This is a genomic window from Rhizobium deserti (assembly GCF_004358025.1).
Taxonomy (GTDB): Bacteria; Pseudomonadota; Alphaproteobacteria; order Rhizobiales; family Rhizobiaceae; genus Neorhizobium; species Neorhizobium deserti.
The window spans coordinates 658,246-683,952 of the sequence record NZ_SMTL01000001.1 but is presented as its reverse complement, the minus strand read 5'-3'; the positions used below and the strand labels follow the sequence as shown (position 1 = coordinate 683,952).

At 57.8% G+C, this 25,707-nt stretch carries 26 protein-coding genes and 1 tRNA gene; 16 read left to right on the top strand and 11 right to left on the bottom strand.

What is annotated here, in order from left to right:
- Positions 1–155 precede the first annotated feature (155 nt).
- Positions 156–803, top strand: a complete 648-nt coding sequence (locus E2F50_RS03300; RefSeq protein WP_133314616.1) for a TetR family transcriptional regulator C-terminal domain-containing protein — start codon at positions 156–158, stop codon at positions 801–803.
- A gap of 134 nt (positions 804–937) precedes the next feature.
- On the opposite strand, the gene E2F50_RS03295 is transcribed toward E2F50_RS03300, so the two are convergent.
- Positions 938–1,978 (bottom strand): glutamine synthetase beta-grasp domain-containing protein, encoded by a 1,041-nt coding sequence (locus E2F50_RS03295; RefSeq protein WP_133314615.1) that lies wholly within the window; start codon positions 1,976–1,978, stop codon positions 938–940.
- A 393-nt stretch (positions 1,979–2,371) separates the two neighbouring features.
- Here E2F50_RS03295 and E2F50_RS03290 point away from each other — a divergent pair, with 393 nt between their 5' ends.
- A complete protein-coding gene (locus tag E2F50_RS03290) occupies positions 2,372–2,563 on the top strand; it encodes a DUF2735 domain-containing protein (protein ID WP_133314614.1) in 192 nt (63 codons plus the stop codon).
- 47 nt (positions 2,564–2,610) lie between these two features.
- On the opposite strand, the gene E2F50_RS03285 is transcribed toward E2F50_RS03290, so the two are convergent.
- Positions 2,611–3,651, bottom strand: coding sequence for a YeiH family protein (locus tag E2F50_RS03285; protein ID WP_133314613.1), 1,041 nt, complete (start codon positions 3,649–3,651; stop codon positions 2,611–2,613).
- A gap of 107 nt (positions 3,652–3,758) precedes the next feature.
- Between E2F50_RS03285 and E2F50_RS03280 the strand changes: the two genes are divergently transcribed.
- The 3 genes from E2F50_RS03280 (at position 3,759) to E2F50_RS03270 (ending at position 6,240) form a co-directional block, all read left to right on the top strand.
- Entirely contained in the window at positions 3,759–4,658 is a 900-nt protein-coding gene (locus E2F50_RS03280) for a LysR substrate-binding domain-containing protein (protein WP_133314612.1), read from the top strand.
- A 77-nt stretch (positions 4,659–4,735) separates the two neighbouring features.
- Entirely contained in the window at positions 4,736–5,548 is an 813-nt protein-coding gene (locus E2F50_RS03275) for an AraC family transcriptional regulator (protein ID WP_133314611.1), read from the top strand.
- An 80-nt stretch (positions 5,549–5,628) separates the two neighbouring features.
- Positions 5,629–6,240, top strand: coding sequence for a LysE family translocator (locus E2F50_RS03270; protein ID WP_133314610.1), 612 nt, complete (start codon positions 5,629–5,631; stop codon positions 6,238–6,240).
- A 95-nt stretch (positions 6,241–6,335) separates the two neighbouring features.
- Here E2F50_RS03270 and E2F50_RS03265 read toward each other — a convergent pair whose 3' ends face one another.
- A complete protein-coding gene (locus tag E2F50_RS03265) occupies positions 6,336–8,240 on the bottom strand; it encodes a methyl-accepting chemotaxis protein (protein ID WP_133314609.1) in 1,905 nt (634 codons plus the stop codon).
- Between the two features lie 234 nt (positions 8,241–8,474).
- Positions 8,475–8,882 (bottom strand): rhodanese-like domain-containing protein, encoded by a 408-nt coding sequence (locus E2F50_RS03260; RefSeq protein ID WP_133314608.1) that lies wholly within the window; start codon positions 8,880–8,882, stop codon positions 8,475–8,477.
- Between the two features lie 70 nt (positions 8,883–8,952).
- Here E2F50_RS03260 and ftrA point away from each other — a divergent pair, with 70 nt between their 5' ends.
- On the top strand, positions 8,953–9,954 hold the full coding sequence (ftrA, locus tag E2F50_RS03255) for a transcriptional regulator FtrA (protein ID WP_133314607.1): 1,002 nt from the start codon (positions 8,953–8,955) through the stop codon (positions 9,952–9,954).
- Between the two features lie 49 nt (positions 9,955–10,003).
- On the opposite strand, the gene preA is transcribed toward ftrA, so the two are convergent.
- Together preA and E2F50_RS03245 are read right to left on the bottom strand one after the other, a co-directional pair.
- Positions 10,004–11,317 carry an NAD-dependent dihydropyrimidine dehydrogenase subunit PreA gene (gene preA, locus E2F50_RS03250; RefSeq protein ID WP_133314606.1) on the bottom strand — a complete coding sequence of 438 codons (1,314 nt, stop codon included), beginning with the start codon at positions 11,315–11,317 and terminating at the stop codon, positions 10,004–10,006.
- Positions 11,318–11,331: 14 nt separating this feature from the next.
- Positions 11,332–12,693: an NAD(P)-dependent oxidoreductase gene (locus E2F50_RS03245; protein ID WP_133314605.1), complete on the bottom strand. Its 1,362-nt coding sequence runs from the start codon at positions 12,691–12,693 to the stop codon at positions 11,332–11,334.
- Positions 12,694–12,911: 218 nt separating this feature from the next.
- Between E2F50_RS03245 and E2F50_RS03240 the strand changes: the two genes are divergently transcribed.
- Together E2F50_RS03240 and E2F50_RS03235 are read left to right on the top strand one after the other, a co-directional pair.
- Complete coding sequence (locus tag E2F50_RS03240; RefSeq protein WP_133314604.1) at positions 12,912–13,322, top strand: DUF2325 domain-containing protein; 411 nt, start codon at positions 12,912–12,914, stop codon at positions 13,320–13,322.
- Complete coding sequence (locus tag E2F50_RS03235; RefSeq protein ID WP_133314603.1) at positions 13,300–13,524, top strand: hypothetical protein; 225 nt, start codon at positions 13,300–13,302, stop codon at positions 13,522–13,524. Before E2F50_RS03240 ends, E2F50_RS03235 begins: the two co-directional genes overlap by 23 nt.
- A gap of 336 nt (positions 13,525–13,860) precedes the next feature.
- Here E2F50_RS03235 and E2F50_RS03230 read toward each other — a convergent pair whose 3' ends face one another.
- The 3 genes from E2F50_RS03230 to E2F50_RS03220 form a co-directional block, all read right to left on the bottom strand.
- The gene (locus E2F50_RS03230) at positions 13,861–14,181 is read right to left on the bottom strand and encodes a DUF423 domain-containing protein (RefSeq protein ID WP_133315216.1); all 321 of its coding nucleotides are present in this window, start codon (positions 14,179–14,181) and stop codon (positions 13,861–13,863) included.
- 55 nt (positions 14,182–14,236) lie between these two features.
- Entirely contained in the window at positions 14,237–14,626 is a 390-nt protein-coding gene (locus E2F50_RS03225; protein ID WP_133314602.1) for a group II truncated hemoglobin, read from the bottom strand.
- 136 nt (positions 14,627–14,762) lie between these two features.
- Complete coding sequence (locus E2F50_RS03220; protein ID WP_133314601.1) at positions 14,763–14,942, bottom strand: hypothetical protein; 180 nt, start codon at positions 14,940–14,942, stop codon at positions 14,763–14,765.
- 320 nt (positions 14,943–15,262) lie between these two features.
- On the opposite strand from E2F50_RS03220, the gene E2F50_RS03215 reads away from it, so the two are divergent.
- A tRNA-Gln gene (locus tag E2F50_RS03215) sits at positions 15,263–15,337 on the top strand.
- A gap of 56 nt (positions 15,338–15,393) precedes the next feature.
- On the opposite strand, the gene E2F50_RS03210 is transcribed toward E2F50_RS03215, so the two are convergent.
- Positions 15,394–16,296 carry a glycosyltransferase family protein gene (locus tag E2F50_RS03210; protein WP_133314600.1) on the bottom strand — a complete coding sequence of 301 codons (903 nt, stop codon included), beginning with the start codon at positions 16,294–16,296 and terminating at the stop codon, positions 15,394–15,396.
- A gap of 260 nt (positions 16,297–16,556) precedes the next feature.
- Positions 16,557–18,518, bottom strand: coding sequence for a glycosyltransferase family 2 protein (locus E2F50_RS03205; RefSeq protein ID WP_133314599.1), 1,962 nt, complete (start codon positions 18,516–18,518; stop codon positions 16,557–16,559).
- Between the two features lie 346 nt (positions 18,519–18,864).
- Here E2F50_RS03205 and rfbC point away from each other — a divergent pair, with 346 nt between their 5' ends.
- From rfbC to E2F50_RS03170, 7 genes are all read left to right on the top strand, one after another.
- Positions 18,865–19,431, top strand: coding sequence for a dTDP-4-dehydrorhamnose 3,5-epimerase (gene rfbC / locus E2F50_RS03200; RefSeq protein WP_133314598.1), 567 nt, complete (start codon positions 18,865–18,867; stop codon positions 19,429–19,431).
- Positions 19,432–19,453: 22 nt separating this feature from the next.
- Positions 19,454–20,515, top strand: coding sequence for a dTDP-glucose 4,6-dehydratase (gene rfbB, locus E2F50_RS03195; RefSeq protein WP_133314597.1), 1,062 nt, complete (start codon positions 19,454–19,456; stop codon positions 20,513–20,515).
- Entirely contained in the window at positions 20,512–21,423 is a 912-nt protein-coding gene (gene rfbD, locus E2F50_RS03190; protein ID WP_133314596.1) for a dTDP-4-dehydrorhamnose reductase, read from the top strand. The genes rfbB and rfbD overlap by 4 nt, the downstream gene beginning before the upstream one ends.
- A gap of 11 nt (positions 21,424–21,434) precedes the next feature.
- Entirely contained in the window at positions 21,435–22,295 is an 861-nt protein-coding gene (gene rfbA / locus E2F50_RS03185) for a glucose-1-phosphate thymidylyltransferase RfbA (protein ID WP_133314595.1), read from the top strand.
- Positions 22,296–22,542: 247 nt separating this feature from the next.
- Positions 22,543–23,313, top strand: a complete 771-nt coding sequence (rfbF, locus tag E2F50_RS03180) for a glucose-1-phosphate cytidylyltransferase (RefSeq protein ID WP_133314594.1) — start codon at positions 22,543–22,545, stop codon at positions 23,311–23,313.
- Between the two features lie 28 nt (positions 23,314–23,341).
- A complete protein-coding gene (rfbG, locus tag E2F50_RS03175; protein WP_133314593.1) occupies positions 23,342–24,451 on the top strand; it encodes a CDP-glucose 4,6-dehydratase in 1,110 nt (369 codons plus the stop codon).
- Complete coding sequence (locus E2F50_RS03170; RefSeq protein ID WP_133314592.1) at positions 24,448–25,701, top strand: class I SAM-dependent methyltransferase; 1,254 nt, start codon at positions 24,448–24,450, stop codon at positions 25,699–25,701. Before rfbG ends, E2F50_RS03170 begins: the two co-directional genes overlap by 4 nt.
- Positions 25,702–25,707 lie beyond the last annotated feature (6 nt).

Genomic DNA, 25,707 nt, shown 5'->3' with positions numbered 1-25,707 from the left:
CGCCAAGGAGGCGGAAGATCGGCATTGCCTTTATTATGCTTGTTACCGATATTTGACCGATTGGTAAAAGCTTACAATTTCCGTGGCTTCACTCAAGCCAAAAATCAGGAAACTCCAGATAATTCTGGGCGGTTGAATAAGAAGGCGAATAGCGGATGGCTGTGCCACGGGCGGCAAAGACACAAAGGCGCACGCGCATCCAGGAAGAGAAGGAAGAGCGCATTCTGGATGCGGCGCTCGACGTCTTTTCTTCGAACGGATTTCGCGGATCCACTATAGATCAGATCGCCGAGGCAGCCGGTATGTCGAAGCCGAACCTGCTCTATTATTTCAGAACGAAGGAAGCGATCCACCGGCAGCTGATCGATCGGGTCCTGTTTACTTGGCTGGAGCCGCTGCAGGCATTTGATGCGGAGGGCCGTCCTGAATCCGAGATCCGTTCCTATATTCGCCGGAAGCTAGAAATGGCGCGCGATTTTCCCCGGGAAAGCCGGCTTTTTGCCAATGAAGTGCTGCAGGGAGCGCCGCATATCGAGGACGAGCTGAAAGGTCCGCTGAAGGAATTGGTGGACGAGAAGGCGGAGGTGATCCGCACCTGGGCGCGAGCCGGCAAGATTGCCAAGTGCGATCCTTACCACCTGATTTTCTCGATCTGGTCGACAACGCAGCATTATGCGGATTTCGATGTGCAGGTGCGCGCCGTGCTTGGCCAGGCATCCGCAGGAGAGGGGCGTTTCGAAGACGCGGCGCGCTTCCTCGAGCAGTTGTTCATGGATGGCTTAAGGGCGCGGGCGGGAAAGTAGATCCGCCACAGCCTTTGTCGTTATGCCGGCGAGATGTCGCCGATCATGGACGCGATCGGAGCAGCGACCAGATCAAACAGAAAACGCCGGCCCTGAAGCCGGCGTTTTCGTCCTTGGGAGGATGGTATCAATAATCAGGCTGCAGCCGAAGCATAGCCTTCGGTCGGCACTTCCGAGATCGTCTTCAGAACCTGCGAAGCGATCTGGTAGGGGTCGCCCTGGGAGTTCGGACGGCGATCTTCCAGATAACCCTTGTAGTCGTTCTTGATGAACGAGTGCGGCACGCGGATCGAAGCACCACGGTCGGCAACGCCGTAGGAGAATTTGTTCCACGGGGCGGTTTCGTGCTTGCCGGTCAGACGCTTGTCGTTGTCCGGGCCGTAGACGGCGATGTGGTCCATCAGGTTCTTGTCGAACTGGGCCATCAGAGCTTCGAAATAAGCCTTGCCACCTACTTCGCGCATGAACTTGGTCGAGAAGTTGCAATGCATGCCGGAACCGTTCCAGTCGGTGTCGCCGAGCGGCTTGCAGTGGTACTCAATGTCGATGCCGTATTTTTCAGTCAGGCGCTGCAGCAGGTAGCGGGCCATCCAGATCTGGTCGGCGGCGCGCTTGGAGCCCTTGCCGAAAATCTGGAATTCCCACTGGCCCTTGGCGACTTCGGCATTGATGCCTTCATGGTTGATGCCGGCAGCAAGGCAGAGGTCAAGATGTTCTTCGACGATTTCGCGGGCCACCGAGCCGACGTTCGAATAGCCGACGCCGGTGTAATAGGGGCCCTGCGGAGCCGGGTAGCCTTGTTCCGGGAAGCCGAGCGGGCGACCGTTTTCGTAGAAGAAGTATTCCTGTTCGAAGCCGAACCAGGCGTCTTCGTCATCCAGAATGGTGGCGCGGGCGTTCGATGCATGCGGCGTTACGCCATCCGGCATCATGACTTCGCACATGACCAGCACGCCGTTGGTGCGAGCTGGGTCCGGGTAGACGGCGACCGGCTTCAGCACGCAATCGGACGAGCGGCCTTCGGCCTGCATAGTGGACGAACCGTCGAAGCCCCAAAGCGGCAGCTGCTCGAGCGTCGGGAAGGCGTCGAATTCCTTAATCTGGGTCTTGCCGCGCAAGTTCGGTACCGGGGTATATCCGTCGAGCCAGATGTACTCGAGTTTGTACTTGGTCATTTTTTATCTCTCAGGCCGTGATTCATGGTTGAGGCATCCCGGAACCGCGAATGCTTCCGCCGCCGGGGATAACAAGGAGAACGCATTTCCCGTGCCAGTTTAAGGATAGGCTGAATTTTTCCGCTCTGCTCGTAGAGCGCAGGCGGCCAAACCACAAAGAGCAGCAACAAAATACACTCCAATTCTCTTTGCTGTCCAAGTGGGAACCGGAAGGACCGGTTAGGGTTGGTAGCCGCAGCGACAGTAGGTGACAGAGCTTGGATAGCTCGGGAGTGCAAAGCAATTGAACGCTGGCGCCAGAGCCGTTTTTGATGTAAAATAATGCAATCAGCTTAAAAAATGTGCATATGATGCTGTTGGATGAATATGCGCATGACATCAGGAGACGATGGAATGACAATCGACATGCATCGTGAAACCGCCACGATACTCCAATTCCCGCTGCAGCCGCGCCTTCGCCTTGAAGGCGGGAAGACCATAGCCGGTGGTTATGAGCGCGCGGTCGTCGTGGTCGACACCTGCTGGTATCACGAAGAGGCTGTGCGCGACGCTACACCAAAGCCGGAGCGTCCCAAGCCCTGTTGATCGCTTGCAGGTGCCACGAGACCGCTGATGAGGTTGGAGGTCCCGCGTCAGAAACCGAACAGCCGTACCAGCAAATAGCCGAAAACGGAGATGAAGAGCCAGCCGAAAGCGCCAAGCGCCAGTGGTTTCCAGCCTTCTTGCCCCAGCCGACGTATGTCGGTTTGGAGCCCCATGGCCGCAAGCGCCACCGAAAGCAGGAGACTGGATCCGACCGCCAAGGCATGGCTGACGTCCGGTGGAACGGAGATGGCGCTGTTGACGAACATCGTCATCAGAAAGCCGAGAACGAACCAGGGCATGGGGATCGTCGTCCGGGGGCCGGACGCGGGGCCGGAGCGTATGGAGAATGCCATCGTCAAGACAAGCGGCGCCAGCATGACGACGCGGGCGAGCTTCGAAATCGTTCCAAACTCGCCAGAAACATCGCCTCCCTGGAATGCCGCTGCCACTACCTGCGCCACCTCGTGGATGGTCGCGCCGGTCCATAGACCGTAGGCAAGCGGGTCAAGACCGAGCGGCTGGGCGAGAAGCGGGTAAACGAGCATCGAGATCGAGCCGAACAGGGTCACGCAGGCGACCGCATAGGCAACATGCTCCTGCTTTCCTCGTACGGCTGCATTGGCGGCAATCACCGCCGATGCACCGCAAACAGACGTGCCTGCCGCGATCAGGTCGGTGAGCGACGGGTCGACGCCGATAAGCCTTCCCATCCAGCGAATGGCAACAAAGGTTGAGGCGAGCGTCAGCACGACCAGAAGAATGCCGGACCCTCCGAGTGACAGGATCTGCGTGGCCGTGATCTGGAACCCTAAGAGAACGATACCGAACCGCAGCACATGCCTGATGGAGAAACCCAATCCTGCCGTAACCGCATATGGCAGAGTGACCAAGGAACGGATCAGTAGGCCGATGACGATGGACAGGATGAGCGGGCTCAGCGCTATCCATCCGGTCAGGCCGCGGATGGCGAGAGCGGCGCAGGCGACTGCAGTCGCCAGCAGCATGCCCGGCAGAAGCTTTCGCATTCCCGCAGATGAAAGCTGGCGCCAATGGGTACGTTCTATAACAGCAGGGCAGGAGTTGCTCATGGTTCTACATTCTGCGTAATGACAGGACATAATTCTCCACCATAAGAAATAATTAATCTAACCGATAATTTTCATGATATCGTTCAATTTTACCGAACGGTTTGCTGATGACACTGGAGCAACTGAGAATTTTTGTGGAAGTCGCTAGCCGCGAACATGTGACACGCGCAGCGGAAGCCTTGAATCTCACGCAGTCGGCGGTCAGTGCCGCCATTTCGGCTCTTGAAGCCAGACATGCGGTGATCCTGTTCAACCGGGTCGGTCGGCGGATCGAACTGACGGAAGCAGGCAGGATCTTCATGTCCGAAGCGCGTGCCGTTCTGGATCGGGCCCAGTCGGCGGAGCATGCGCTTGCCGACCTTGGCCGCGCGGCCTCCGGCATTCTGCGCATCCATGCCAGCCAGACCGTTTCAAGCTACTGGTTGCCGGCGCGTCTCGTCGCCTATCACGAGCGCTTCCCCCTTGTTGATCTCCGCCTCACGGTCGGCAACACCCAAAGCGCTGCCGAAGCCGTTCTGGTCGGCGCAGCGGAAATCGCTGTCGTTGAGGGCGAGGTCGCCGTTGCCGGCTTGGAGCACGTCCAAGTCGCCGAAGATCGGCTTGTGCTGGTGGTAGGCAGCCGGCATCCCTGGTCGGACGGACGCAAGATCCGGCCGCAGGATCTGCTCGAAACCCATTGGCTCATGCGCGAAAAAGGCTCAGGAACGCGGTCTGCCTTTGAAGCTTACCTGACCAGCACAGGCATCGATCCAACCGACCTCTCGGTGGTTCTGGAAATGCCTTCCAACGAAGCTGCCATGGCTGCGGTCGAGGCCGGCTTGTCTGCCACCGTGCTGTCCAGCCGCGCCGCCTCCTCATATTCCTTCTCTGGCCGGCTGCACATTGCCGCCTTCGACATGCCGCTCCGAAGTTTTTCGGCTCTTTACCATGGGCAGAGACATGTGACGCGGGCTCTTCGGGCCATGCTGGATCTTTTGGGCGAAGAGACCGCTGAATCATCCGGCTGACGGGTGCCAGGCTTGTTTGGGCTGAGAATTGCTGATCTCCTGAGAAGCGCCGTTATCGTTCAGCGGGACTGTCATCCATGGCGCCGAATACATTCCACCTCTTGCCTTCTGCCAGGCCGGGCATCGATGCCGTTGAAGCGCGCTCGGACTGCAGCTTTCCCCGTCATACTCACGAACAGTTCGGCATTGGTGTCATCCTTCATGGCGCGCAGAAATCCGCCAGCGGACGCGGACCGGTCGAAGCCGGAGCCGGCGATATCATCACCGTCAATCCAGGTGAAATCCACGATGGCGAGCCGATCGGCGACCAAGGCCGCTGGTGGAGGATGCTTTATTTCGATCCGGTTCTCGTGGCTGAAGCCTGGAGCGACGTGACCGAAGGGAGGTCGCGACGGTTTGAATTCGCCCACCCGGTTCTGCCCAATGCCAGAGCCGCGCCGAAGCTGCTAAGGTTGTTCGACAGCGTTGCGGCGCAGGCTGTGGATGCCAAGCTCAGAACGGAAGAGCTATTAGTATGGCTTCTCGCCGACATGGCCGACCTTCATCGAGACAACGGCGCCGTTCATGCCGTTGCTTCGGCCACGTCCATGGCGAAAGCGATGATCGACGATGCGCCCGCGTCAGACTTGACGCTGGCCGATCTCGCCATTGCCTGCAGGCTGAGCCGCTTCCAGCTTCTGAGGGGCTTTGTTGCCGCAACCGGCTTCACGCCGCATGCTTATCTTCTGCAGAAACGGCTTGATCTGGCCCGGCGCCTTATCGCCCGGCGCATGTCGCTGGCACAGGCGGCCGCAGAAGCGGGCTTTGCCGATCAAAGCCATATGACCCGCGTCTTTGCCAGCCGGTACGGCTTCACGCCCGGCGCCTATGCCAGCGCCCATCGCAAGTAATCTGGCCATCGCGCAATCCTGTTCAAGACCGGGCGAGCTTTCGCAGTCAGGCTTGCAAACCTCACCGAACAGGAGCCGCCATGACCATAGAATTTCTCGTCACGACCCTCATCATCACCGCATCGCCCGGAACGGGCGTCGTTTATACGCTCGCGAATGCGCTGTCGCGCGGAGCGAGGGCCAGTCTGATCGCCGCCTTTGGCTGTACTCTCGGCATCATTCCCCATCTCCTGGCCGCGATCGGCGGTCTGGCGGCCATGCTGCATGCTAGCGCGGTGATCTTCGAAATCTTCCGGTATGCCGGAGTGGCCTATCTGCTCTACATGGCCTGGAATTCGCTGCGGGAAAATGGGGCCCTGAAAGTTGAAGGAGAATTGCCGCCCCGCTCGGCCGTGCGGATCATCGTGGATGCGGTGCTCCTTAATCTTCTCAACCCGAAGCTTTCCATCTTCTTCCTGGCTTTCCTTCCGCAGTTCGTCCGGGCCGACGATCCTCGGCCGCTCGCCAGCATGCTCGTCCTCAGCGCGGTCTTCATGGGCATGACATTTGTAGTCTTCGCCGCCTATGGCTTGCTGGCGGTCTCGATGCGGGATCGGGTTATTTCGAGACCTCCCGTGATGCAGTGGCTGCGCCGGGCCTTTGCCGGCGCTTTCGTTCTGCTCGGCCTGCGGCTTGTAATCGTAGAACGCTAGTGGTCTCATCATCGGAGCAAGGCATTGCCGGAAACCAAGAAGCCCGGTCGACCGTGAGGGCGACCGGGCTTCGCGATGCTGCGACGTCAGTTTTATCAGGCGGCGCGGGCAGGGCGGGCGTAGCTGCGCTCGTCGCTGTCCAGCTTGAAGCTCCGCAGGATCGACTGAAGCTGGCGGCTTTCTTCCGCAAGCGTCTCGCTGGCAGCCGTGGTTTCTTCAACCATGGCGGCGTTCTTCTGCGTCATCTGGTCCATATGATTGACGGAGGAATTAATTTCCGCCAGCGCCGTTGACTGTTCGCGGGCGGCGGTGGCAATCGATTCCACATGTCCGTTGACGCGGTTGACGAGGGCTTCGATTTCGAGGAGCGCATCGCCAGTCGAGCGGACCAGCGAGACGCCGCCTTCGACTTCCGAGGCAGATGTGCTGATCAGGGTCTTGATTTCCTTGGCCGCATTGGCGGAGCGCTGAGCAAGCTCACGGACTTCCTGAGCAACCACTGCGAAACCGCGCCCTGCTTCACCGGCACGCGCCGCTTCGACACCTGCGTTGAGAGCCAGAAGGTTGGTCTGGAAGGCGATCTCGTCGATCACCGAGATGATCTGGCTGATCTTCGTAGACGAGTCTTCGATACGGCTCATTGCGGTGACCGCGCTACGGACGATTTCGCCGGACTTCGCAGCGCTCTGCTTGGTCTCATGCACCATGTCACGGGCTTCGGTCGCACGGGCCGAGGCGGCACGAACGGTTGCGGTGATTTCGTCGAGAGCTGCAGCAGTCTCTTCCAGCGCCGCAGCCTGCTGCTCGGTACGCTTGGAAAGATCATTGGCAGCCGAGCTGAGTTCGGCTGAATTGTTGTTGATGGTGCCAGCGGCGCTGCGCACGTTGTTCATCGTGCCGCGCAGGCGAACCATGGTGTTGTTGACGTTGGTCTGCAGTTCGGCGAACGCACCCTGGAAGTGGCCTTCCATGCTTTCCGTAAGGTCGGCGTCGGCCAGGGCCGCGATAACCCGGCGTACTTCCGTGACGGCCCTGTCGACGCTCGAGACCAGCTCGTTGACGCCCTTGGCAAAGCGGTTGAGGTCGTTGTTCTGGTAGTCCTTGGTGATGCGGCCGGAAAAATCGCCGGCGACGGCGGAAGCAACAACGGTGGAAATGCTGCTCTGAAGGTCGCTGCTGCGCTCGTGGAGGGCGGCTTCCTGGGCCTTCAACTCGCGCATGGCGATCGCATTGCTGCGGAAAACCTCGACCGCGGCGGCCATTTCGCCGATCTCGTCCTTGCGGGAAGCATCGACTGAAATGCCGTCCATGTCGCCCTGTGCAAGGCGGCTCATCGCCTGGGTCAGCGAGCGGATGGGCCCGACGATGCCACGGCGCGCAACCATCGTGCTGACAGCCCCACCCGCGACGATGAAAGCGATGGCCGAGATGGCCGCGACAAGCATGGCCGTCGTGGAGGAGGCCAACGCCTCGGCGCGGGCTGCGGCAAGCGCATTGCCAGAATAGGTGCTGTAGACCTTGACGGTGTCGGTAACGACCTTTTGGCCCTCAAGCGCCTTCTTGAGAGATGCGCTGATGGCCGCCGTGTCTGTCGGGTTCTTCTCCGCCGTATCGACCATGGCGCGGATGCTGCCGAAATAGCTGTCGAGCGCTGCGCGGATCTTGCTCAGCTGATCCATCTCGGCGGCATCGGCCGTCGATTGGATCTTGGGCAGGCGCGCCAGCATTTCAGTGGATCGCTTTTCCGTTTCGGCACGGAAGTCCTTGGCTTTGGCCGGGTCGGCGGCAAGCTGATAGGTCATGCGGCTGATGGCAATGATGTCGACGCGCAGGTCCATGGCCTCGCGGGCAACTTCTTCCTCGGCGCCGACGTCCGTCATCGCCTTTTGAAGACCATAAAGTCCGGATCCGGATATGCCAGCAATAATAAGAGAAGCCAGTCCCATCACCACGACGACAAGACCGATCTTCTTTGAAATTGAAATATCTCTAAACGCCATAATCAACACCATTCAGCTCGTTGGCCAAAACAACAGACTGCCCGCGCAAGGAAATGCCACCTCGCGTCAAGAACTCTCGCTAAAACTCTGGCACAACTAAACTAATCCCCGGTTAAAATAATTGGCGATTAGGAGTAACACTTTGGACGTGCTCCTGACGCTCGATGAAGCCGTTGCACGGGACCGCCGGCACCACTTCCATCTCCCTTCACTAAGCTCCGGATAAAGCTCGCATTAGGAAGTCTTTTTGAGACTTTCGAAGCCGAAGCCTTCATCCGCCCAACCGGTCATGCCGCCGACCATCGCCTTGACCGCGAGGCCGAGGCGGGAAAGCCGAAGTGCCGCCTTGTCGGCGCCGTTGCAATGCGGTCCAGCGCAGTAAACGACGAACAAGGTGTTGGCCGGCCATTCCGACATGCGATGAGCCGTCATCTTGCCATGCGGTAGGTTGAGCGCGCCCGGCACATGTGATTGGGCAAACAATGTTGGAGAACGGACATCGAGCAGTACAAAGTCGACATTGGCCGATGCGAGCGACGCATGCACGTCCCAGCAATCTGCTTCGAAAGCCAGCTTGCGAGCAAAATGCTCGGCAGCACTTTCCGGCGCGGCGGCGGTGAATTCTGAAACCGGGCTCGACATGTTCTGGTCCTTTCCTAGCGCAGTTGCTGCCCATCATCGCTGATGTTACTGATGGCGGAAATTGGCCATCATGACCTATAGCGTAAAGATCATGCCAAATCTTTCCATGCCCCAAACCAAAGGTCCGCATGTCGTTGTGCTCGTCTATGACGGGCTTTGTACCTTCGAATTCGGCATCGCCTATGAGGTGTTCGGCCTGCCGCGTCCGGAGATGGGGGAGGGATGGTACAAGTTCTCGGTAGCCGGCGTTGCGCCGGGACCGCTACGGGCGGCAGGCGGGTTGCGTGTTTCCGTCGACAGCGGGCTGGAACTGCTGGAAGAGGCAGATCTCATTATTGTCCCCGGCTGGCGGTCAATCGATGCGCCAGTGCCGGAGCCGCTGGTTGTTGCTTTGCAGACAGCGCATCAGCGCGGGGCTCGTGTGATGTCGCTCTGCTCTGGCGTCGTGGTGCTGGCCGCTGCAGGCCTGCTTGCGGGGCGAAGAGCGACGACCCACTGGCATTATGTGGACACGATTGCCGAACTTTATCCCCACACGTCCTTCGATGCGGATGTTCTTTATGTCGACGAAGCCAATGTGATGACTGCGGCGGGAAGTGCCGCCGGCATTGACCTTTGCTTGCACGTGGTTCGAAGTGATTTCGGCGCTGATGCCGCCAACAGCGTAGCGCGGCGCCTCGTTGTGCCGCCGCATCGCGAAGGTGGGCAGGCGCAGTTCATCGCAAGACCGGTACCGGAGGAGAGGGAAGGGCTTCGCCTCGGTCCGTTGATCGAATGGATGCGGGAGCGGCTGTGCGAAGACCAGCCCATCCGCCTGCTTGCCGACCGGGCCGGCATGAGCATGCGCACCTTTCAGCGACGGTTTGAGGCAGTGACCGGCGACAGTGTCGGAGAATGGCTTTTGAAGGAGCGGCTGCGGCACGCCCGCGATCTTCTGGAAATGCAGCTATCGATATCGCTGGAGGACGTTGCGATCAGCTGCGGCTTTGGCACATTGGCAACCATGCGCCATCATTTCCGCAAGCGGCTGCAAACGAGCCCTAGCGCGTATCGTAGATCCTTCCGGCCATAACGAACCGGCCTCCTGGGGAGGCTACCGTTGGAAGTGGCCGGCCAGGATTCTATTCTGCCGCTTGTCGGGCCACAGGATTGTTTGGGTGCATGGTCCAGTTGGCATAGGTGGGTTCGACAACCTTGCCGGTGCGCTTGTCCAACTCGCCCGCCGGCAAGGCATCCATGGTGATGCAGTTCTCGACAGGACAGACATTGACGCAAAGATTGCAGCCGACGCATTCCTCTTCCATCACCTCAAAATGCCTGATGCCGCCAACCACGTTGGTGATCGCCTGGTGGGAAGTGTCCTCACAGGCGATATGGCAGCGGCCACATTTGATGCAAAGATCCTGATCGATCTTCGCCTTGGCAATGTAGTTGAGGTTGAGATACTGCCAGTCGGTCACGTTGGAGACGGCGCGACCGGTAATGTCGTCGAGCGTCCGGTGGCCCTTTTGATCCATCCAGTCCGACAGGCCGGTGATCATTTCCTGGACGATCTTGAAGCCATAGGTCATGGCGGCGGTGCAGACCTGCACATTGCCGGCGCCGAGCACCAGGAATTCCGCCGCATCGCGCCAGGTCGTGACGCCGCCAATGCCGGAGATCGGCAGGCCATAGGTTTCCGGATCCCGGGCGATCTCCGCCACCATGTTGAGTGCGATCGGCTTGACCGCCGGGCCGCAATAACCGCCATGGCTGCCCTTGCCGCCCACGGATGGATTGGGCGAGAAGGTGTCGAGATCGACGGAAACGATCGAGGAGATCGTGTTGATCAGCGACACGGCATCCGTGCCGCCCCGCTTGGCAGCGCGGGCAGGGTGACGAATGTCGCTGATATTGGGTGTTAGCTTGGTGATGACGGGCATGCGGGTGTACTGCTTGCACCAGCGCACCACCATTTCGATATATTCCGGCACCTGCCCGACGGCCGAGCCCATGCCGCGCTCGGACATGCCGTGCGGACAGCCGAAGTTCAGCTCGATGCCGTCGACCTCGGTTTCTTCGACGAGCGGCAGGATCGCCTTCCAGGCCTGCTCCTCGCAGGGCACCATGATCGAGGCGATGATCGCCCGGTCCGGCCAGTTCCGCTTCACCTCCTTCATCTCGCGAAGGTTGGTGTAAAGATCGCGGTCGGTGATGAGCTCGATATTGTTCAAGCCGAGCAGGCGGCGGTCTGCGCCCCATATCGCGCCGTAACGCGGGCCGTTGACATTGACGACCGGCGGTCCTTCCTCGCCGAGCGTCTTCCAGACGACGCCGCCCCAGCCGGCCTTGAAGGCCCGCTCGACATTGTAGGCCTTGTCGGTCGGCGGCGCCGACGCGAGCCAGAAGGGGTTCGGGGATTTGATGCCGACGAAAGTGTTGCGGATATCAGCCATGTTCGTCTTCCCCCTCAGGCTACGGCAGTGGCCGGCTGCAAGGCAGCGGCGAAGGCTCGGGTAATGCTTTCTGCGGCGTCGCGTCCCTGGGCGGCAGCCGAGACGGTGAGATCCTCGCCGATGCCGGTGCAGTCGCCTCCGGCCCAGACCCGCTCGAGCGAGGTGCGACCTTCAGTATCGACCGCGATCTTGCCTTTGGAGAATTGCAGGGCGCCAAGCCCGGAGGCGGAAAAGCTCTGGCCGATGGCCTTCATGATCTGGTCGGCAGCAAGGACACCGGTTTCGCCGGTGCCGATCAGCTGTCCGTCACGCATGGCGGTATATTCCACTTCGATGCCGGCCACTTTGCCATCCTGTCCGAGGATGGATTTCGGCGCCAACCAATGGCGGATGATGACGCCGTTGGCCTTCGCCAGATCCTGCTCGTAGCCGGACGCGTTCATGTTCTCCTTGCCGCGGCGGTAACAAATCGTCACCTCTTCGGCACCGAGCAGCTTCGCCTGGATGGCTGCGTCGATGGCGGTCATGCCGCCGCCAAGCACGACAACGCGCCGGCCGATCGGCACCGCGCTCTTGTCCCTGGCCTGGCGCAGAGCCGCAATGAAATCGACTGCGTCCTCCACGCCCGCCAGATCTTCGCCCTCGATGCCGAGGCCATTGACGCCGGTCAGGCCCATGCCAAGAAAAATGGCATCATAATTGGCGGTCAAGTCGCTGAGCGAGAAGTCGCGGCCGAGCATCTGGCCGTTGCGGATCTCGATGCCGCCGATGGCGGTGATATAGGCTACCTCGCGCTGGGCAAAATCCTCCACCGCCTTATAGGTGGCAATGCCGTATTCGTTAAGGCCGCCCGCTTTTTCCCGCGCATCCAGAATAACCACGGCGTGACCATGCAGGGCAAGGCGATGCGCAGCGGCGAGCCCGGCGGGACCGGCGCCAACTACCACAATGGTTTTTCCGGTAGGCGCGGCGCGGCGATAGAATTGCCTGTTCTCTTGCATGGCAATGTCTGTCGAATAGCGCTGCAGTTTGCCGATCTCGACCGGCCTGTCTTCCGCTGTGTTGCGAACGCAGGCCTGCTCGCAGAGCGTTTCGGTGGGACAGACGCGGGCGCACATGCCGCCCAGGATATTCTGGTCGAAAATGGTCTTCGCCGAGCCAAGCGGATTGCCGGTCGATATCTGCCGGATGAACAGCGGGATATCAATCGCGGTGGGACAGGCCGTCATGCACGGCGCGTCGTAACAAAAGTAACAGCGGTCCGCCGCGACCAGCGCCTCGTGCTTGTCAAGACGCGGATGAAGATCAGCGAAATTCGCCGCGTATTCGGCCGGCGTCAGGCGGCCGGCCTCAATGCCATTTCCCAGTCGTTCCATCTATGTTCCCTCTTTTATGGATTCATGGACAACTATTGTGCAGACGGTAACATAGCCGAAAAATTTATCAAACGGTAAAATTTAGGCTGCTGACCGGCCGATGCATAATCATGACTAAATTCATCAACTTTAATCTTGCCTGGTAAATTCAAGTTTCATAAGGTGCGCACCATTGAGGGGTTCCAGCCACAGGGAGCCTGCTGCCAACGGGGAGCGTCATGGCAAAGAAACAGAAACGGAAGAGCGGCAATAACGGTGCGGAAACCGCGGCCAAGCCGGCATCCCAGGCAGGCAGCGGCGCAGTCGATGTCCGCAGCTTTCTGTATGTCGGGGGCCGTGACTGTCAGGTTGCGCATCTGCGGGAAATCGCCAGCACCTTCGGTGCCGAACTCATCCACCATGATGGTGGCCTGCGCGAAGCGGTCTCGCGCATCGACACGGTCCTGCCTTCGGTGGACTGCGTCTTTTGCCCGATCGACTGTATCAGCCATGATGCCTGCTTGAGGGTGAAGACCGGCTGCAAGAAGTTCGGCGTCGCTTTCGTGCCGCTGCGCAATGGCTCCAAGTCCAGCCTTGAGCGGGCGCTTCAGACGATGAAAGAACGCAATGATGAACGAAGAACCGCATGACCTAAGCCTGCTGATCGGCCTGCACAAGCTGGCCGAGCAGAACGGCGAGGGGCTGGTGCCGGAACTCTATGCGCTTCTGTCGGTCCAACGAGAGGCTGCGCTGGACATGACCAATGTGGTTGTCTTGCCTGCGGCTTCGAGGTCGCCGGTAACCCGTCTTAGACCCAGCGGCGCCGGCAGAATACTGTCCTTCGGCCGATAATCGACGCGCTTCGGCGTTGCAGGCCCAATCTATGTGATTGCGGATACCTGGTTGTGCCTGTAACGAGGACGCATTGCCTTTTCCCGAGGAGCCTGCCGGTGCGTTGCATAGCATTCATTATTGCACTCGTCTCCACTATGGGCGGATACGGCTCTGCGGCCTTTGCCTGGGGTTGCGTAGCAGAAGCGTAAGATGGCGCCTCCGGCTGGTCGACCGAATATGAGAACCGACGTGATGCGCTGAAGCGTGCCTTGCGAGAATGCGAAGCGAAGACATCGGGAGAGTGCGAGATCACCGACTGCAACGAGGACTGGTAGGTCTCCTCCTGATCCAGCTTCAGCGGCCGGGCGTCTGGAAAAAAGCGCCCGCCGCGAGCACCAGCCATCCCAGCATCATCAGGCTCCCGCCCAGGGGCGCAGCCATCGGGAACAGCCGGTCGCCGAGATAGTGGCGCGACACCAGATCGCCTGCAAAGATGATCGTGCCGAGGCCGAGGATCAGCGCTGCCAAGGTGGCGGTGCGGAAACTCCTGTGCCCAAGATAAAGCCCCAGCAGCACCGGCGCATGCGCCAGGCACATGGTCGAGGCGGAACCCAGAAAAACCGTGTCGCCTCCATGACTTGCGCCGGCCGCCAGAGCCACGCCGGCAGCGCCCATCAACCCGCTCACAGACAGAATCAAGGGTCGCAGATACGCGAACTTTTCCAACAGCCTATCCCTTGTTCTGCATGTGGTGAGCCAGCCTCTCGATCGTTGGCCAGATGATCTCGCGAAGCTTCGGATTGTCGATCGTCTCGTCCATGGCGCGTCGGAAACACAGGATCCATTCGTCTCGCTCCTGCGGGCCGATGGCGGCGCCGAAATGACGCGAGCGCAGTCGCGGATGGCCGTGCTTCTCCACATAGACCGGTGGGCCGCCGAGATAGCCGGTGAGATAATCCTGGAGTTTTGCCTGGCTGCCCTTAAGGCTCGGCGGATGCACGGCGCGGCAGCGGGCGGCTTCGGGCAGGGTGTCCATCAGCTCATAGAACCGCTGCACCAGCTTGGCGATCGTTGTTTTTCCGCCGATCGCTTCGTAAAGCGTCACTGTTTCGCCTGTCATGCCGCTCATCCGGTTTTGATGAGCCGGTGTTAGACGCACCAAAGAAACCAGGCAAGCGGCAGGCCGTCACAGGCAGAGCAAAATACCTTATAGGAGGCCTTGAGATGACGTTGCCGGTACCAGAGCGAAACCGCGCTCAGCCGGATCCTGCGTCCGTGTCTTCGCTATTAGCTTCAGGCAGCGCGCCGGTACCGGGCGTCTTGTCGTTGTCGGTGAGATCTTCGCGTGCATGCGGGCCTGCAGGCGGCTTGCTTGCCGAGGTGGTCGACGTGTCGATATTTTCGACGGCTTGCTGAGCCTGCTTGTCTTCAGCCATGTGCGGACCTCCGGTTTCCTGTTGATGGGTTCAACGTTCGCCGGATGCCGGAGTTCCGGCATGTTCTGTTGGAGAGGGAGGACTGCGGCAGGATCTTCGCTCTCTGGAGAGTTTGTTTCCGGCGATACGGTCCGCTTGGTGAGAAGCAAAAACGCAACGGCTCGTCAACTGTGAAATGATCGCAAGCCGACCATCGGGGAAGATAAAGCCCCGAATGGAAACGAAAAAAAAGCTGGATTGCGATTGCCCGGTCGGTGAAGCTTTGCTAGAGCAGCGGCATCCGCACGGACGGCAAGTGTTCATTCACCCGTCCATCCTGTTGGGGCGTCGCCAAGCGGTAAGGCAACGGCCTTTGATGCCGTCATACCCTGGTTCGAATCCAGGCGCCCCAGCCAATTTTCTCTGAGCTAAAAAGGCTGACGACCAGAACAAACGTCACATACACCTTTCGTTAGAGCAGAATGCCTTCGTCCGCGTCAGCGGTCATCCGCTCGACGATCGAGCGTGTGGCCTGCGCCGCCGATGCTCGCTTTGATGGATTATCGATCAGATCGAGGATAGCTTGTCGCCAGGTTTCCACATCATAGGGAATGCGTATTTCGCCACTGTCGTCGGCTTCGCCGTAAGCGTGCGACGTGGAGAATATTCCAGCTGCCCGCATGCGTGCCACATCAATGCGTTTGGTGGCAGACCGGCAGTCGTTGACATGTGAAGGTGCCAGCGGCACGAGCATTATGTCGATCGAGCGAGATCGTCCTTCATCGACGTAACTTGCCCAGGGAATGGACTTTCTGACGGTTACTCGGGTAATTTTACTCCAAGAGTATGCCGCCGAGCCTTCGGCGAACACCTCGAATATTGCATTCGGGCGTTCAGACAGGACTTGCGCTATGACAGGACGCAGGAATTCATGTTCTTGTACGTGGATGCCTGTCGCGTGATAGGCTACCAAAACTGGCGCATGATCCGCGTTTTGACGGCCGGAATGAGGGATGTCCCACAATGTTCTCGGCGGAGCCGGAGGCATCAGGCGAACATCGACCTCGCCGAATGTCTGCGCCAGCCGCGGTGTCGATACCCAAACCATGTCGAGCTGCCGGTTGAGACGGCGAAGCGGTAATATCGCCTTGGTCAGCAAAGAAAACTTATACCGGATGGCGGACTGGTTGCTAGCGATGACGGCAGGAATGTCGTCATCCAGAAACAGCCCTACGCCCGCAAGTCGGTCTGCCGACGCTTCGATCCATTCAAGCGCGGCAGCTGACATATATCGGCATATGATGACGAGGGCGCCGTTCGGATTTAAGTCGGCAAACTGCTTCTGTCTAATGTCTGCGAACTGATAGGGCGGCATTCCAGGGGCAGTCAAGCGTGCGCTGAAATAGTAGTCGCTGGTCGGGTTCGGGTGCTGCCCGAAGAGAACGACGCTTTGGATCGCGTCGCGCTTCGGCTGCCGTCTTGCAGAGCGAATCCTAGGGGAGGGTAGAGCCTCGGCAATGCGGGAACGCAGTTCAAGCCTATTCATCGCCACCTTGCGCTCCTTCAGATCGAAGGCTCCCTTAACGCATGCCCTTCGATCTATCCAGTGCGCCGGAAGCCGATCGCATGGTCGGTCTATCTGCGACCCGCAAGGCTACCGAACCTCGGTGATAGATCCCGCGGCTGAACGTCGAGACTGTGGTCGCCGACGACCAACGAGAGATTGGGGTTGTAGAACGGATCATTGGCCAGAATATCTCCCCATCGTTGGTGCATATAGGCTTCCTCGGCCGCAAAACGCGCTAGTTTTTCGGGGGTATCGTCCTTGCCGCGAGAAACGGATTCCCGGTGATAGAGGCGAGCATGGGGCGTCCACATGATGCCTTTACCGATCTCGCGGACTTTCAGGCAGTAATCGACGTCATTGAATGCAACGGCAAGATGCTCTTCATCCATGCCGCCTACGGCTTCCCAAAGGCTTCGGCGCGTCAGCAGGCAGGCAGCCGTAACGGCGCTCATCTCCTGGCGTTGCTCGAGAAGACCAAAGTCTTCGCCTGTGCCGGGCTTGCGGAACTGGAAACTGTGTCGTGCGACCGAACCGGAGCCGAGCGTGACGCCGGCATGCTGCACGAAGCCGTCGGGGAAAAACAGCATTGCCCCGGCGATGCCGATATATTCGTCGTCAAGCTCCGCCACCAGCTGATCGAGCCATCCGGGCTCCATGGGTTCGACGTCGTTGTTCAAAAGCAGAATAAGCTCGTGGCGGGCATTTTCCACGCCGAGATTGCAGGCGCGGGCGAAGTTGAACGTTCCGCCCAATTTAATCCGGTTGATCAGGCTTCGTTCTTCGTAATGGGAGAAAAGCGAGAGGGTTTCCGGCTCTCGGCTTTCGTTATCTATGACGATGACGTCCAAGTCGTCATAACGGGTTCTCCGGAATAGACCCTCCAGACACGTGTGCAGGAGATCGGCCCGGTCACGTGTGGGAATGACGACACTTACCTTCGTTTGATTTCTTCGCCTTATGATAGGCGAAGCAGCGACAGACGGACGTGGTTGTCGGCGATGCAACAGAACGCGTGGCACGTGAGCAATTCTTCCGGACTTGGAAGCTTCGATGAGTAACTGGCCAGCGTCGTTCTGCTCGAGGTCGAAATTCCCTTCAAGTGCACTGAGGCGAAAGATCGCTCCATCCGGTGCCAACCAGCCCGTCTTTGCGAGGGGCGGGTTCCACGCCGGCTTGAAAAATGGATTTCTCCGTCTCCCGCGAGCGTCCATGTGGTCCTCGTCGCTATAGGCAGCGGCAACATTGGGGTCCGCCAGTAGCGGCTCGATCAGCTTTTCGACTGCTCTCTCATGAAGCCGCATGCCGGCGGAAAGCCTCATCCAGAAGATGTTTTGCGTTTTGCCGGCTGCCGCCGACATGGCGGAGGGCGCATCGATTTCCCCGATATTGCCATAGGACTGCTGTGCAAGGGATCGTCTTGTTTCTTCGACAAGCGTTTTGGCTCCGACAATGGAAACCATGACGGCAGGCAAAGCTGCGGCATCCCTTGGTGGTATCGAGATGTCGCCCTGCTCGACGACGCTCGTCCACACATCGTAAGCAGGAGCATTCAAGCCGTCGTAGAGACGTGCAAAACGGTATTGAAAGCCGCGCATGTTTTTTGCAACGAGGAGCCTGCAGGCCTGCAACATCGCCCATGGCGCATCTACCGTATTGAAAAACGCTGCCCGCGATAGGCCCACTCTGTGGACAGCCACTGACGGCCTGCGACCCTCCGGTTTACTGTGGCTGGCTACTTCAAGAATTATGTTGCTCATCCCGACAGGCGTCCAGCCGTAGAATCGTCCACAGCCCTTGTTGTTGATAAGCACCGTGCGGGTCAGGGATGATGGAACCCGGCCCGGGCGGATCAGGCCTAGTTTAGCCACGGAGCCTAGCACATGGTCGGGGTCATGAATGTCTATACGCAACGCATGACCTTCAAAATGCGCGGCTTGATCCGGTCTCAAGACAAGAAGCTTATGGCTTGGATCGTGTGACATCGTTGGAATTTTCATCAAAAGGCTGCTTGGCCGTGGGCCGGATTTCACGGCTCGAGCGTAATGTATGTTGTTAAATTACAACTTTCGGCGGTACGCGTCTCGCCGTCTGTCGAGCATTGCAGGTGTCAGGCAGGTACATTTACAGACGCGGATTTCGGTTTCATCGTCATATGCAGTTCGTTTCGCCCAGTTTATGCGCGCTTGCAAGAGAGAGTTGCTTGTCATCGAAACCAGTGTCGATCTGTGACTTTTGTTGAGATCTGACATTACGATGTGTAGCATGGCCGGCGAGGTTGCCGTGACCATCGGGACCCGATTTATTTTTCCTGTCCGGAGGTTGCTGCCCGCCCGCGCATGTGATTGAAGATGATTTTGATGCAGCGTGGGGAGCATAATGCAGTTCGAACAGCTAGCGATACCCGAAGTGGTTTTGATCAAGCCAAAGCGCCTTGGTGATGCACGCGGCTATTTTATGGAAACCTATCGTGCTGATATGTTCGAGCGTGAAATCGGGTCGTTTAGCTTTCTTCAGGATAACCGGTCCTTCTCCGCGGAGATAGGCACTGTTCGAGGTTTGCACTTTCAGCTCGACCCGAAAGCTCAAGGCAAGCTCGTTTCCTGTGCGGCCGGCGCTCTGCTTGACGTAGCGGTCGATCTTCGAACAGGTTCTCCAACCTATGGGCGATTTGTTTCCGCGAAGTTGACTTCCGAAAACGGCTTCCAGCTTTGGGTGCCTGCAGGCTTTGCTCACGGTTTCTGCACGCTACAGCCCGATACAGTGATCAGCTATAAGGTGACGAGCTATTATAGCCAAGAACATGATCGCGGGCTGCTCTGGAATGATCCGGCACTTGGCATCGAATGGCCCGTTGCTGCCGAAAAGGCGATTCTTTCTGACAAGGATCGGAAGCAGCCGACTCTCGACCATCTGGAATCGGCCTTCACCTACAACGTTAAATAGATCATTTGAGGCAGCTTAGATCATGCGCGTACTTGTCACTGGCGGTGCAGGTTTCATCGGATCAGCTGTGGTTCGGCATCTGGTTCAAGACAAGAGCTATGATGTGCTCAACGTCGACAAGCTTACCTATGCAGGTACGCTCACCTCCTTGGAGGCGGTAAAGGCCAACCCGCTTTATCGTTTTCTTCGATCCGACATCTGCGACGGAAAGGTGATGTCGGACGCGTTCGCGAGCTTCAGGCCAGACCGCGTGATGCATCTTGCTGCTGAAAGCCACGTGGATCGCTCCATCACTGGGGCCAAGGACTTTATCGAAACCAATGTCCTTGGTACCTTCACCATGTTGGAATGCGCACGCACGTATTGGCAACAGCTCGAAGGTGAAGCCAAGGAAAGGTTCCGCTTCCTTCATGTCTCGACGGATGAGGTTTACGGATCGTTGGGAGACCAAGGGCTCTTTACGGAAACAACGTCGTACGACCCCAGTTCCCCCTATTCAGCATCCAAGGCAGCCTCGGATCATCTGGCAAAGGCGTGGTTTCGTACCTATGGCATGCCGATCGTCGTCTCCAACTGCTCGAACAATTACGGCCCTTTTCACTTTCCCGAAAAGCTTATCCCCCTGATGATCATCAGCGCGTTGGAAGGGAAGCCTTTGCCGGTCTACGGAGAAGGTACCAATATTCGCGACTGGCTTTATGTCGAAGACCATGCTCGGGCTCTTGATACAATCGCCGAGCACGGACGTGTGGGTGAAACCTATAACGTTGGGGGGCGTAACGAGCGCCGGAACATCGACGTCGTTAGCCGTATCTGCGCTCTGATGGACGATTTGCATCCGGGAGGCGGTCGCCATGCTGACCTTATCACCTATGTGCAAGACCGTCCCGGCCACGATGCACGGTACGCGATCGATGCGAGTAAGCTTGAGACGGAGTTGGGCTGGAAGGCTCGGGAGAATTTCGATACCGGCATCGAAAAGACGGTTCGTTGGTATCTGGAAAACGAGTGGTGGTGGTCGCCGCTGCGCAGCGGGTACGATGGCAGCCGCCTTGGGCTGATGAACGTGAGCGCTTCGCAATGACCGCACCAAAGCGCTATCTCGTCACGGGCCTTCAGGGGCAGGTGGTTCAGTCGCTGATCGAGAGAGCCGCGGGGCATGTAGACGTCGAGCTCATCGCTGCCGGCCGGCCCGAGCTCGACCTCTCTAGGCCAGAGTCAGTTCAGTCAGCGGTTTTTTCCGCCAAACCAGATCTGATCATTTCCGCTGCGGCGTATACAGCCGTCGATCAGGCGGAAAGCGATGAAAGCGCTGCCTTCGCTGCGAATGCGCAAGGTCCGGATGCGCTTGCGAAGGCTGCAGCCCGTCTGGGCATTCCGATCGTTCATCTGTCGACGGATTACGTTTTCGATGGCAGCAAGGCGACCCCGTATACAGAGTTGGATCCCGTCGCCCCGCTTGGCGTCTACGGGCGCAGCAAACTTGAAGGCGAGTATGCTGTAGCCTCGGCGACTGATAATCATGTCATTCTTCGCACTGCCTGGGTCTATGGGCCGTTCGGGAAAAACTTTCTTAAAACAATGTTGAAGGCGGCAGAAAGCCGCGCCCAGTTCAACGTTGTTGACGATCAAAATGGCAACCCTACTTCATCCATTGATATTGCCGATGCACTTCTAGCAATCAGCCGGAACATCATTTCCTTGCCGGATTCAGCGCTACGTGGAGTGTTTCACATGACGGCAAAGGGAGAAGCCACGTGGGCCGATTTTGCCAGGGAGATATTTAAGACGTCATTGGCGAACGGCGGGCCGTCCGCTCATGTCACGTCTATTCCATCCTCCGCGTATCCCACACCCGCAAGGCGCCCGGCGAATTCTCGGCTTGATTGCGGTAAGCTTGAGCGTGCTCACAGCATTTCATTACCCGACTGGCATCTTTCGACTGCCAGCACTGTGGCGCGGCTCGTCGATGTGACGCGGCTTACCCGATAAAAGGAGCTCTGATGAAAGGTATCATTCTAGCGGGCGGCAGCGGCACCCGCCTTCATCCGATGACTCTGGTAACATCGAAGCAACTCATGCCTGTGTATGATAAGCCAATGATCTACTACCCGTTGTCGACGCTGATGTTAGCAGGCATCCGGGAGATACTGATCATATCGACGCCGAAAGACCTGCCGAGCTTTCAAAGCCTTTTAGGCGACGGCTCGAAATGGGGTATATCCCTTAGCTACGCTGAGCAGCTTGCACCCGATGGCCTTGCGCAGGCCTATATCATCGGGGCAAATTTCGTGGGAACGGAGTCTTCTTGCCTGATCCTCGGAGACAACATTTTTTACGGCCACGGCGTGAGCGAGCTTTTTCAGAAGGCGAGCAGGCGTGCCGAAGGCGCAACGGTCTTCGCGTATCATGTGAGCGACCCTCATCGGTATGGAGTTGTAGAATTCGACCAGTCGATGAAGGCGATTTCCATTGAGGAAAAGCCCGCTGAGCCGCGATCAAATTGGGCCGTTACCGGGCTCTATTTCTACGACCGTGAGGTTGTGAATATCGCCGCCGACCTGAAGCCGTCAGCGCGCGGAGAACTTGAGATCACGGATGTTAACCGAGCATATCTGGAACGAGGATTGCTCAGTGTCGAGAAGATGGGGCGGGGTTTTGCGTGGCTCGATACCGGCACACCCGACAGCTTGCTGGAGGCTTCAGAGTTCGTGGCCACCTTGGAACGGCGTCAAGGATTTAAAATCAATTGCCCGGAAGAAATCGCTTACCGGCTTGGCTATATCGACGCCAATCAACTGGCGGCCCTCAGCAGGCAGTATGGAAAGAGCACATATGGGCAGTATCTTGCAAATCTCGGTTAGTTCGAAAGCCACAGGCAATCAGCCATATATTGCCTCCCGAGCGACCGTTGTCTCGCCGGTCAAAAGTGCAACGGAGTTGGATTAGGTTCGTGATCATCCGTCTGACAGAGCCTGTTCAGGATGTCGGTGGTATCGAGACGATGCATCTGCTGTAGAGAACTCGTAGGAGTGTCTTTACGCACCGAAGAAAGTTCGAGAAGGATGCTCGCATACGCTATATGCAGGTTCGATAGGATTGGAGTGATTTATGAAGGCTGTAATATTGGCGGGTGGCTTGGGCACTCGATTGGCGGAAGAAACCAGCCTACGACCGAAGCCGATGGTGGAGATCGGTGGGCGACCGATTTTGTGGCACATCATGAAGATATACTCTCACTATGGCATAAACGAGTTCGTCGTTTGTCTCGGCTATAAGGGGTACATCATAAAAGAATATTTTATGAATTACTTGCTGCATATGGCCGATGTAAGCATCGACCTCTCAAGTCAGACCACAACTATTCATAAAAGAAGAGCCGAACCTTGGAAGGTTACCTTGGTTGACACTGGGGAGGCCTCCATGACCGGCGGCCGTATTGGACGCGTTCGCGACTACATCGGTGACGAGACGTTCTGCATGACCTATGGCGACGGGGTGAGTAACATCGATATCCGCCGCGAGATCGAGTTTCACCAGAGCCATGGGCAAGATGCAACTGTTACGCTTGTACGACCGCCCGGGCGATTTGGAGCGGCCAATCTTGACGGTGACTTCGTGCGAAGCTTCAAAGAGAAGCCAGATGGAGAAGCTGGCTGGATCAACGCTGGCTTTTTCGTGCTATCCCCAAAGGTATTCGATCGCATTGAGGGTGACGATACTGTCTGGGAAAAAGGGCCGATGGAAAGCCTTGCAGCATCGGGTCAACTTGCTGGGTTCCGACATGAGGGATTCTGGCAACCGATGGATACGCTGCGCGATAAACAGCAGCTAGAAGAAATGTGGCGGAATGGCCATGCGCCTTGGCAGGTCTGGAGTTGATGGGTGATATGGCCGGAGTCCTTGCTCGATGAGATCTGATTTTCTGAACGTGTACGCGGGCCAAACCGTCCTCGTGACGGGCCATTCCGGCTTCAAGGGAAGCTGGTTGACCACATGGCTGCACGAACTTGGTGCGAAGGTCATCGCTGCAAGTCTTCCTCCGGATCAAGGTGAAGATTCGCTTTTTGCAGCCGCCAAAATTGAGGAGCTTTGCGACGGCCGCTGGCTCGACATCCGCGACGCCGACGGTGTCTTCTCTTTGGTCGAGGAAATTCGTCCGCGGATAATTTTCCACCTTGCAGCACAAGCACTTGTGCATCGTGGCTATCGGGAACCGCTGTTTACCTTCGGCACCAACATAATGGGCGCGGCGAATGTCCTCGAAGCGGCTCGTCAGACGTCCTCGGTCGAGGCTGTCGTGTTCGTCACGAGTGACAAAGTTTATGATAATCGAGAGTGGCTCTGGGCTTATCGAGAAAATGACGCTTTGGGTGGCTTGGATCCTTATAGTGCGAGCAAAGGTGCTGCAGAACTTGTGGCCCGACCTTACATGACTGTGCTCAAGAGCGAAGGTGATCGTCTCAGGGTCGCGACCGGCCGTGGTGGGAATGTCATCGGGGGTGGTGATTGGTCAGCTGATAGAATCGTTCCGGATGTTGTAAGGGCACTTCGGAAAGGTGAAGCGCTGGTGCTACGCCGGCCCGATGCGACGCGGCCATGGCAGCACGTTCTGGAGCTTTGCTGTGGCTATCTTACCTTGGGCGCTCGCCTTCTCAATGGTTCCCCAGCACGCTCAATGACCGCCAGGAGCTTTATTGGATCGTATAATTTTGGTCCCGACCGAGCAAATGAAATGCCGGTCCGCGAGTTGACGAAAGCTGCCTTGCAGGCTTGGGGCGACCCCTCATATCCCGTGGAGTTCGGGCCGGCGGAACTTCATGAGGCTACTTACCTCAGAGTGGATTCTTCGAAATCGCAGTTCACGTTGGGTTGGAAACCACACCTCACCTTCCAAGAGACGATTGAATGGACGATGAACTGGTATTCCGATTACTGCAACGCTCGCTATGATGCCAGATCTTTGATGCTGAAGCAAATCGATGCTTATTCTAACTTGTACTTGAGGGAAACTCAGTGACAATTTCCGTTCCTCGCAGACAGACAGCGTGCCGTCATTGCAGCTCGCCACTTTCGACCGTATTTGCCGATCTTGGAGCTACACCAGTTTCCAATGACTACCTTACGGAGGAGACCCGTTTTGAGGGTGAACGCTTCTATCCGCTGAAGGCATTTGTGTGTGATGAGTGCCATCTCGTTCAGCTGGAAGATTTTCGCCGTGCGGATGATCTTTTCCGGGAAGATTATGCCTATTTTTCCTCGATCTCGACAAGTTGGTTAGCGCACGCGAAGATTTTTTCGGACGCTATGATATCCCGCCTTGGCTTGGGCGCCGATAGCACTGTGGTGGAAGTTGCCAGCAATGACGGCTATCTGTTGCAGTACTTTCAAGCCTCGGGTTTGCGCGTGCTCGGCGTCGAGCCTTGCCGCTCCGTGGCGGATTTCGCCATCAACGAAAAAGGTATACCTACCCGCATCGAATTCTTTGGGGTGGAGACAGCCAAAAAGCTGGTTGCGGAAGGTTTCCAGGCGGATCTTACAGCCGCTAACAATGTGCTTGCGCATGTTCCCGACATCAACGACTTCGTGTCCGGGTTCCGGGAAATTTTGAAACCGGACGGTGTCGCATGCTTCGAGTTTCCGCACCTGTTCCAACTGATTAACCAAAACCAGTTCGACACTATCTACCACGAACACTTCTCCTATCTTTCTCTTCTCTCCGTACAGCGGTTTTTCGCGGCAAATGGTTTGACAGTGTTCGACGTTGAGAAAATAAAGACCCACGGTGGGTCTCTTCGCGTGTTTGCCTGCAAAGCAGGGGCAAAGTGGGAGGTAGCCCCAAGTGTCGCTGACATCATTGAAGAAGAGCGCCAAGCCGGTCTCGATCGCCCCGAGGTTTATACCTCCTTTGGCGAAAAAGTGCGTGAGACCAAGCGGTCGCTCCTTGAACTTCTCATCTCGCTGAAGCGCGACGGCAAGGTGATCGTGGGATACGGCGCGCCCGCCAAGGGCAATACGCTTCTCAATTACTGCGGCATCGGCAGCGATTTTATCGAGTTCACCGTAGACCGTTCGCCGCAGAAGCAGGGAATGTACCTGCCGGGCACACGGCTGGCGATCAAGGCTCCTGAAGCGATCGATGAAGCAAAGCCCGATTTCGTGCTCATTCTGCCTTGGAACATCAAAGACGAAGTTGTCGAGCAGATGTCTCATATCCGGGACTGGGGTGGACAATTCATCTTACCCATCCCCAAGGCGATGATTATCTAGGGTTAG

Coding starts and splice junctions, on each gene's coding strand:
- E2F50_RS03300 (WP_133314616.1), top strand. CDS start 156: ATGGCTGTGCCACGGGCGGCAAAGACACAAAGGCGCACGCGCATCCAG.
- E2F50_RS03295 (WP_133314615.1), bottom strand. CDS start 1,978: ATGACCAAGTACAAACTCGAGTACATCTGGCTCGACGGATATACCCCG.
- E2F50_RS03290 (WP_133314614.1), top strand. CDS start 2,372: ATGACAATCGACATGCATCGTGAAACCGCCACGATACTCCAATTCCCG.
- E2F50_RS03285 (WP_133314613.1), bottom strand. CDS start 3,651: ATGAGCAACTCCTGCCCTGCTGTTATAGAACGTACCCATTGGCGCCAG.
- E2F50_RS03280 (WP_133314612.1), top strand. CDS start 3,759: ATGACACTGGAGCAACTGAGAATTTTTGTGGAAGTCGCTAGCCGCGAA.
- E2F50_RS03275 (WP_133314611.1), top strand. CDS start 4,736: ATGGCGCCGAATACATTCCACCTCTTGCCTTCTGCCAGGCCGGGCATC.
- E2F50_RS03270 (WP_133314610.1), top strand. CDS start 5,629: ATGACCATAGAATTTCTCGTCACGACCCTCATCATCACCGCATCGCCC.
- E2F50_RS03265 (WP_133314609.1), bottom strand. CDS start 8,240: ATGGCGTTTAGAGATATTTCAATTTCAAAGAAGATCGGTCTTGTCGTC.
- E2F50_RS03260 (WP_133314608.1), bottom strand. CDS start 8,882: ATGTCGAGCCCGGTTTCAGAATTCACCGCCGCCGCGCCGGAAAGTGCT.
- ftrA (WP_133314607.1), top strand. CDS start 8,953: ATGACCTATAGCGTAAAGATCATGCCAAATCTTTCCATGCCCCAAACC.
- preA (WP_133314606.1), bottom strand. CDS start 11,317: ATGGCTGATATCCGCAACACTTTCGTCGGCATCAAATCCCCGAACCCC.
- E2F50_RS03245 (WP_133314605.1), bottom strand. CDS start 12,693: ATGGAACGACTGGGAAATGGCATTGAGGCCGGCCGCCTGACGCCGGCC.
- E2F50_RS03240 (WP_133314604.1), top strand. CDS start 12,912: ATGGCAAAGAAACAGAAACGGAAGAGCGGCAATAACGGTGCGGAAACC.
- E2F50_RS03235 (WP_133314603.1), top strand. CDS start 13,300: ATGATGAACGAAGAACCGCATGACCTAAGCCTGCTGATCGGCCTGCAC.
- E2F50_RS03230 (WP_133315216.1), bottom strand. CDS start 14,181: ATGGGCGCTGCCGGCGTGGCTCTGGCGGCCGGCGCAAGTCATGGAGGC.
- E2F50_RS03225 (WP_133314602.1), bottom strand. CDS start 14,626: ATGACAGGCGAAACAGTGACGCTTTACGAAGCGATCGGCGGAAAAACA.
- E2F50_RS03220 (WP_133314601.1), bottom strand. CDS start 14,942: ATGGCTGAAGACAAGCAGGCTCAGCAAGCCGTCGAAAATATCGACACG.
- E2F50_RS03210 (WP_133314600.1), bottom strand. CDS start 16,296: ATGCCGCCCTATCAGTTCGCAGACATTAGACAGAAGCAGTTTGCCGAC.
- rfbC (WP_133314598.1), top strand. CDS start 18,865: ATGCAGTTCGAACAGCTAGCGATACCCGAAGTGGTTTTGATCAAGCCA.
- rfbB (WP_133314597.1), top strand. CDS start 19,454: ATGCGCGTACTTGTCACTGGCGGTGCAGGTTTCATCGGATCAGCTGTG.
- rfbD (WP_133314596.1), top strand. CDS start 20,512: ATGACCGCACCAAAGCGCTATCTCGTCACGGGCCTTCAGGGGCAGGTG.
- rfbA (WP_133314595.1), top strand. CDS start 21,435: ATGAAAGGTATCATTCTAGCGGGCGGCAGCGGCACCCGCCTTCATCCG.
- rfbF (WP_133314594.1), top strand. CDS start 22,543: ATGAAGGCTGTAATATTGGCGGGTGGCTTGGGCACTCGATTGGCGGAA.
- rfbG (WP_133314593.1), top strand. CDS start 23,342: ATGAGATCTGATTTTCTGAACGTGTACGCGGGCCAAACCGTCCTCGTG.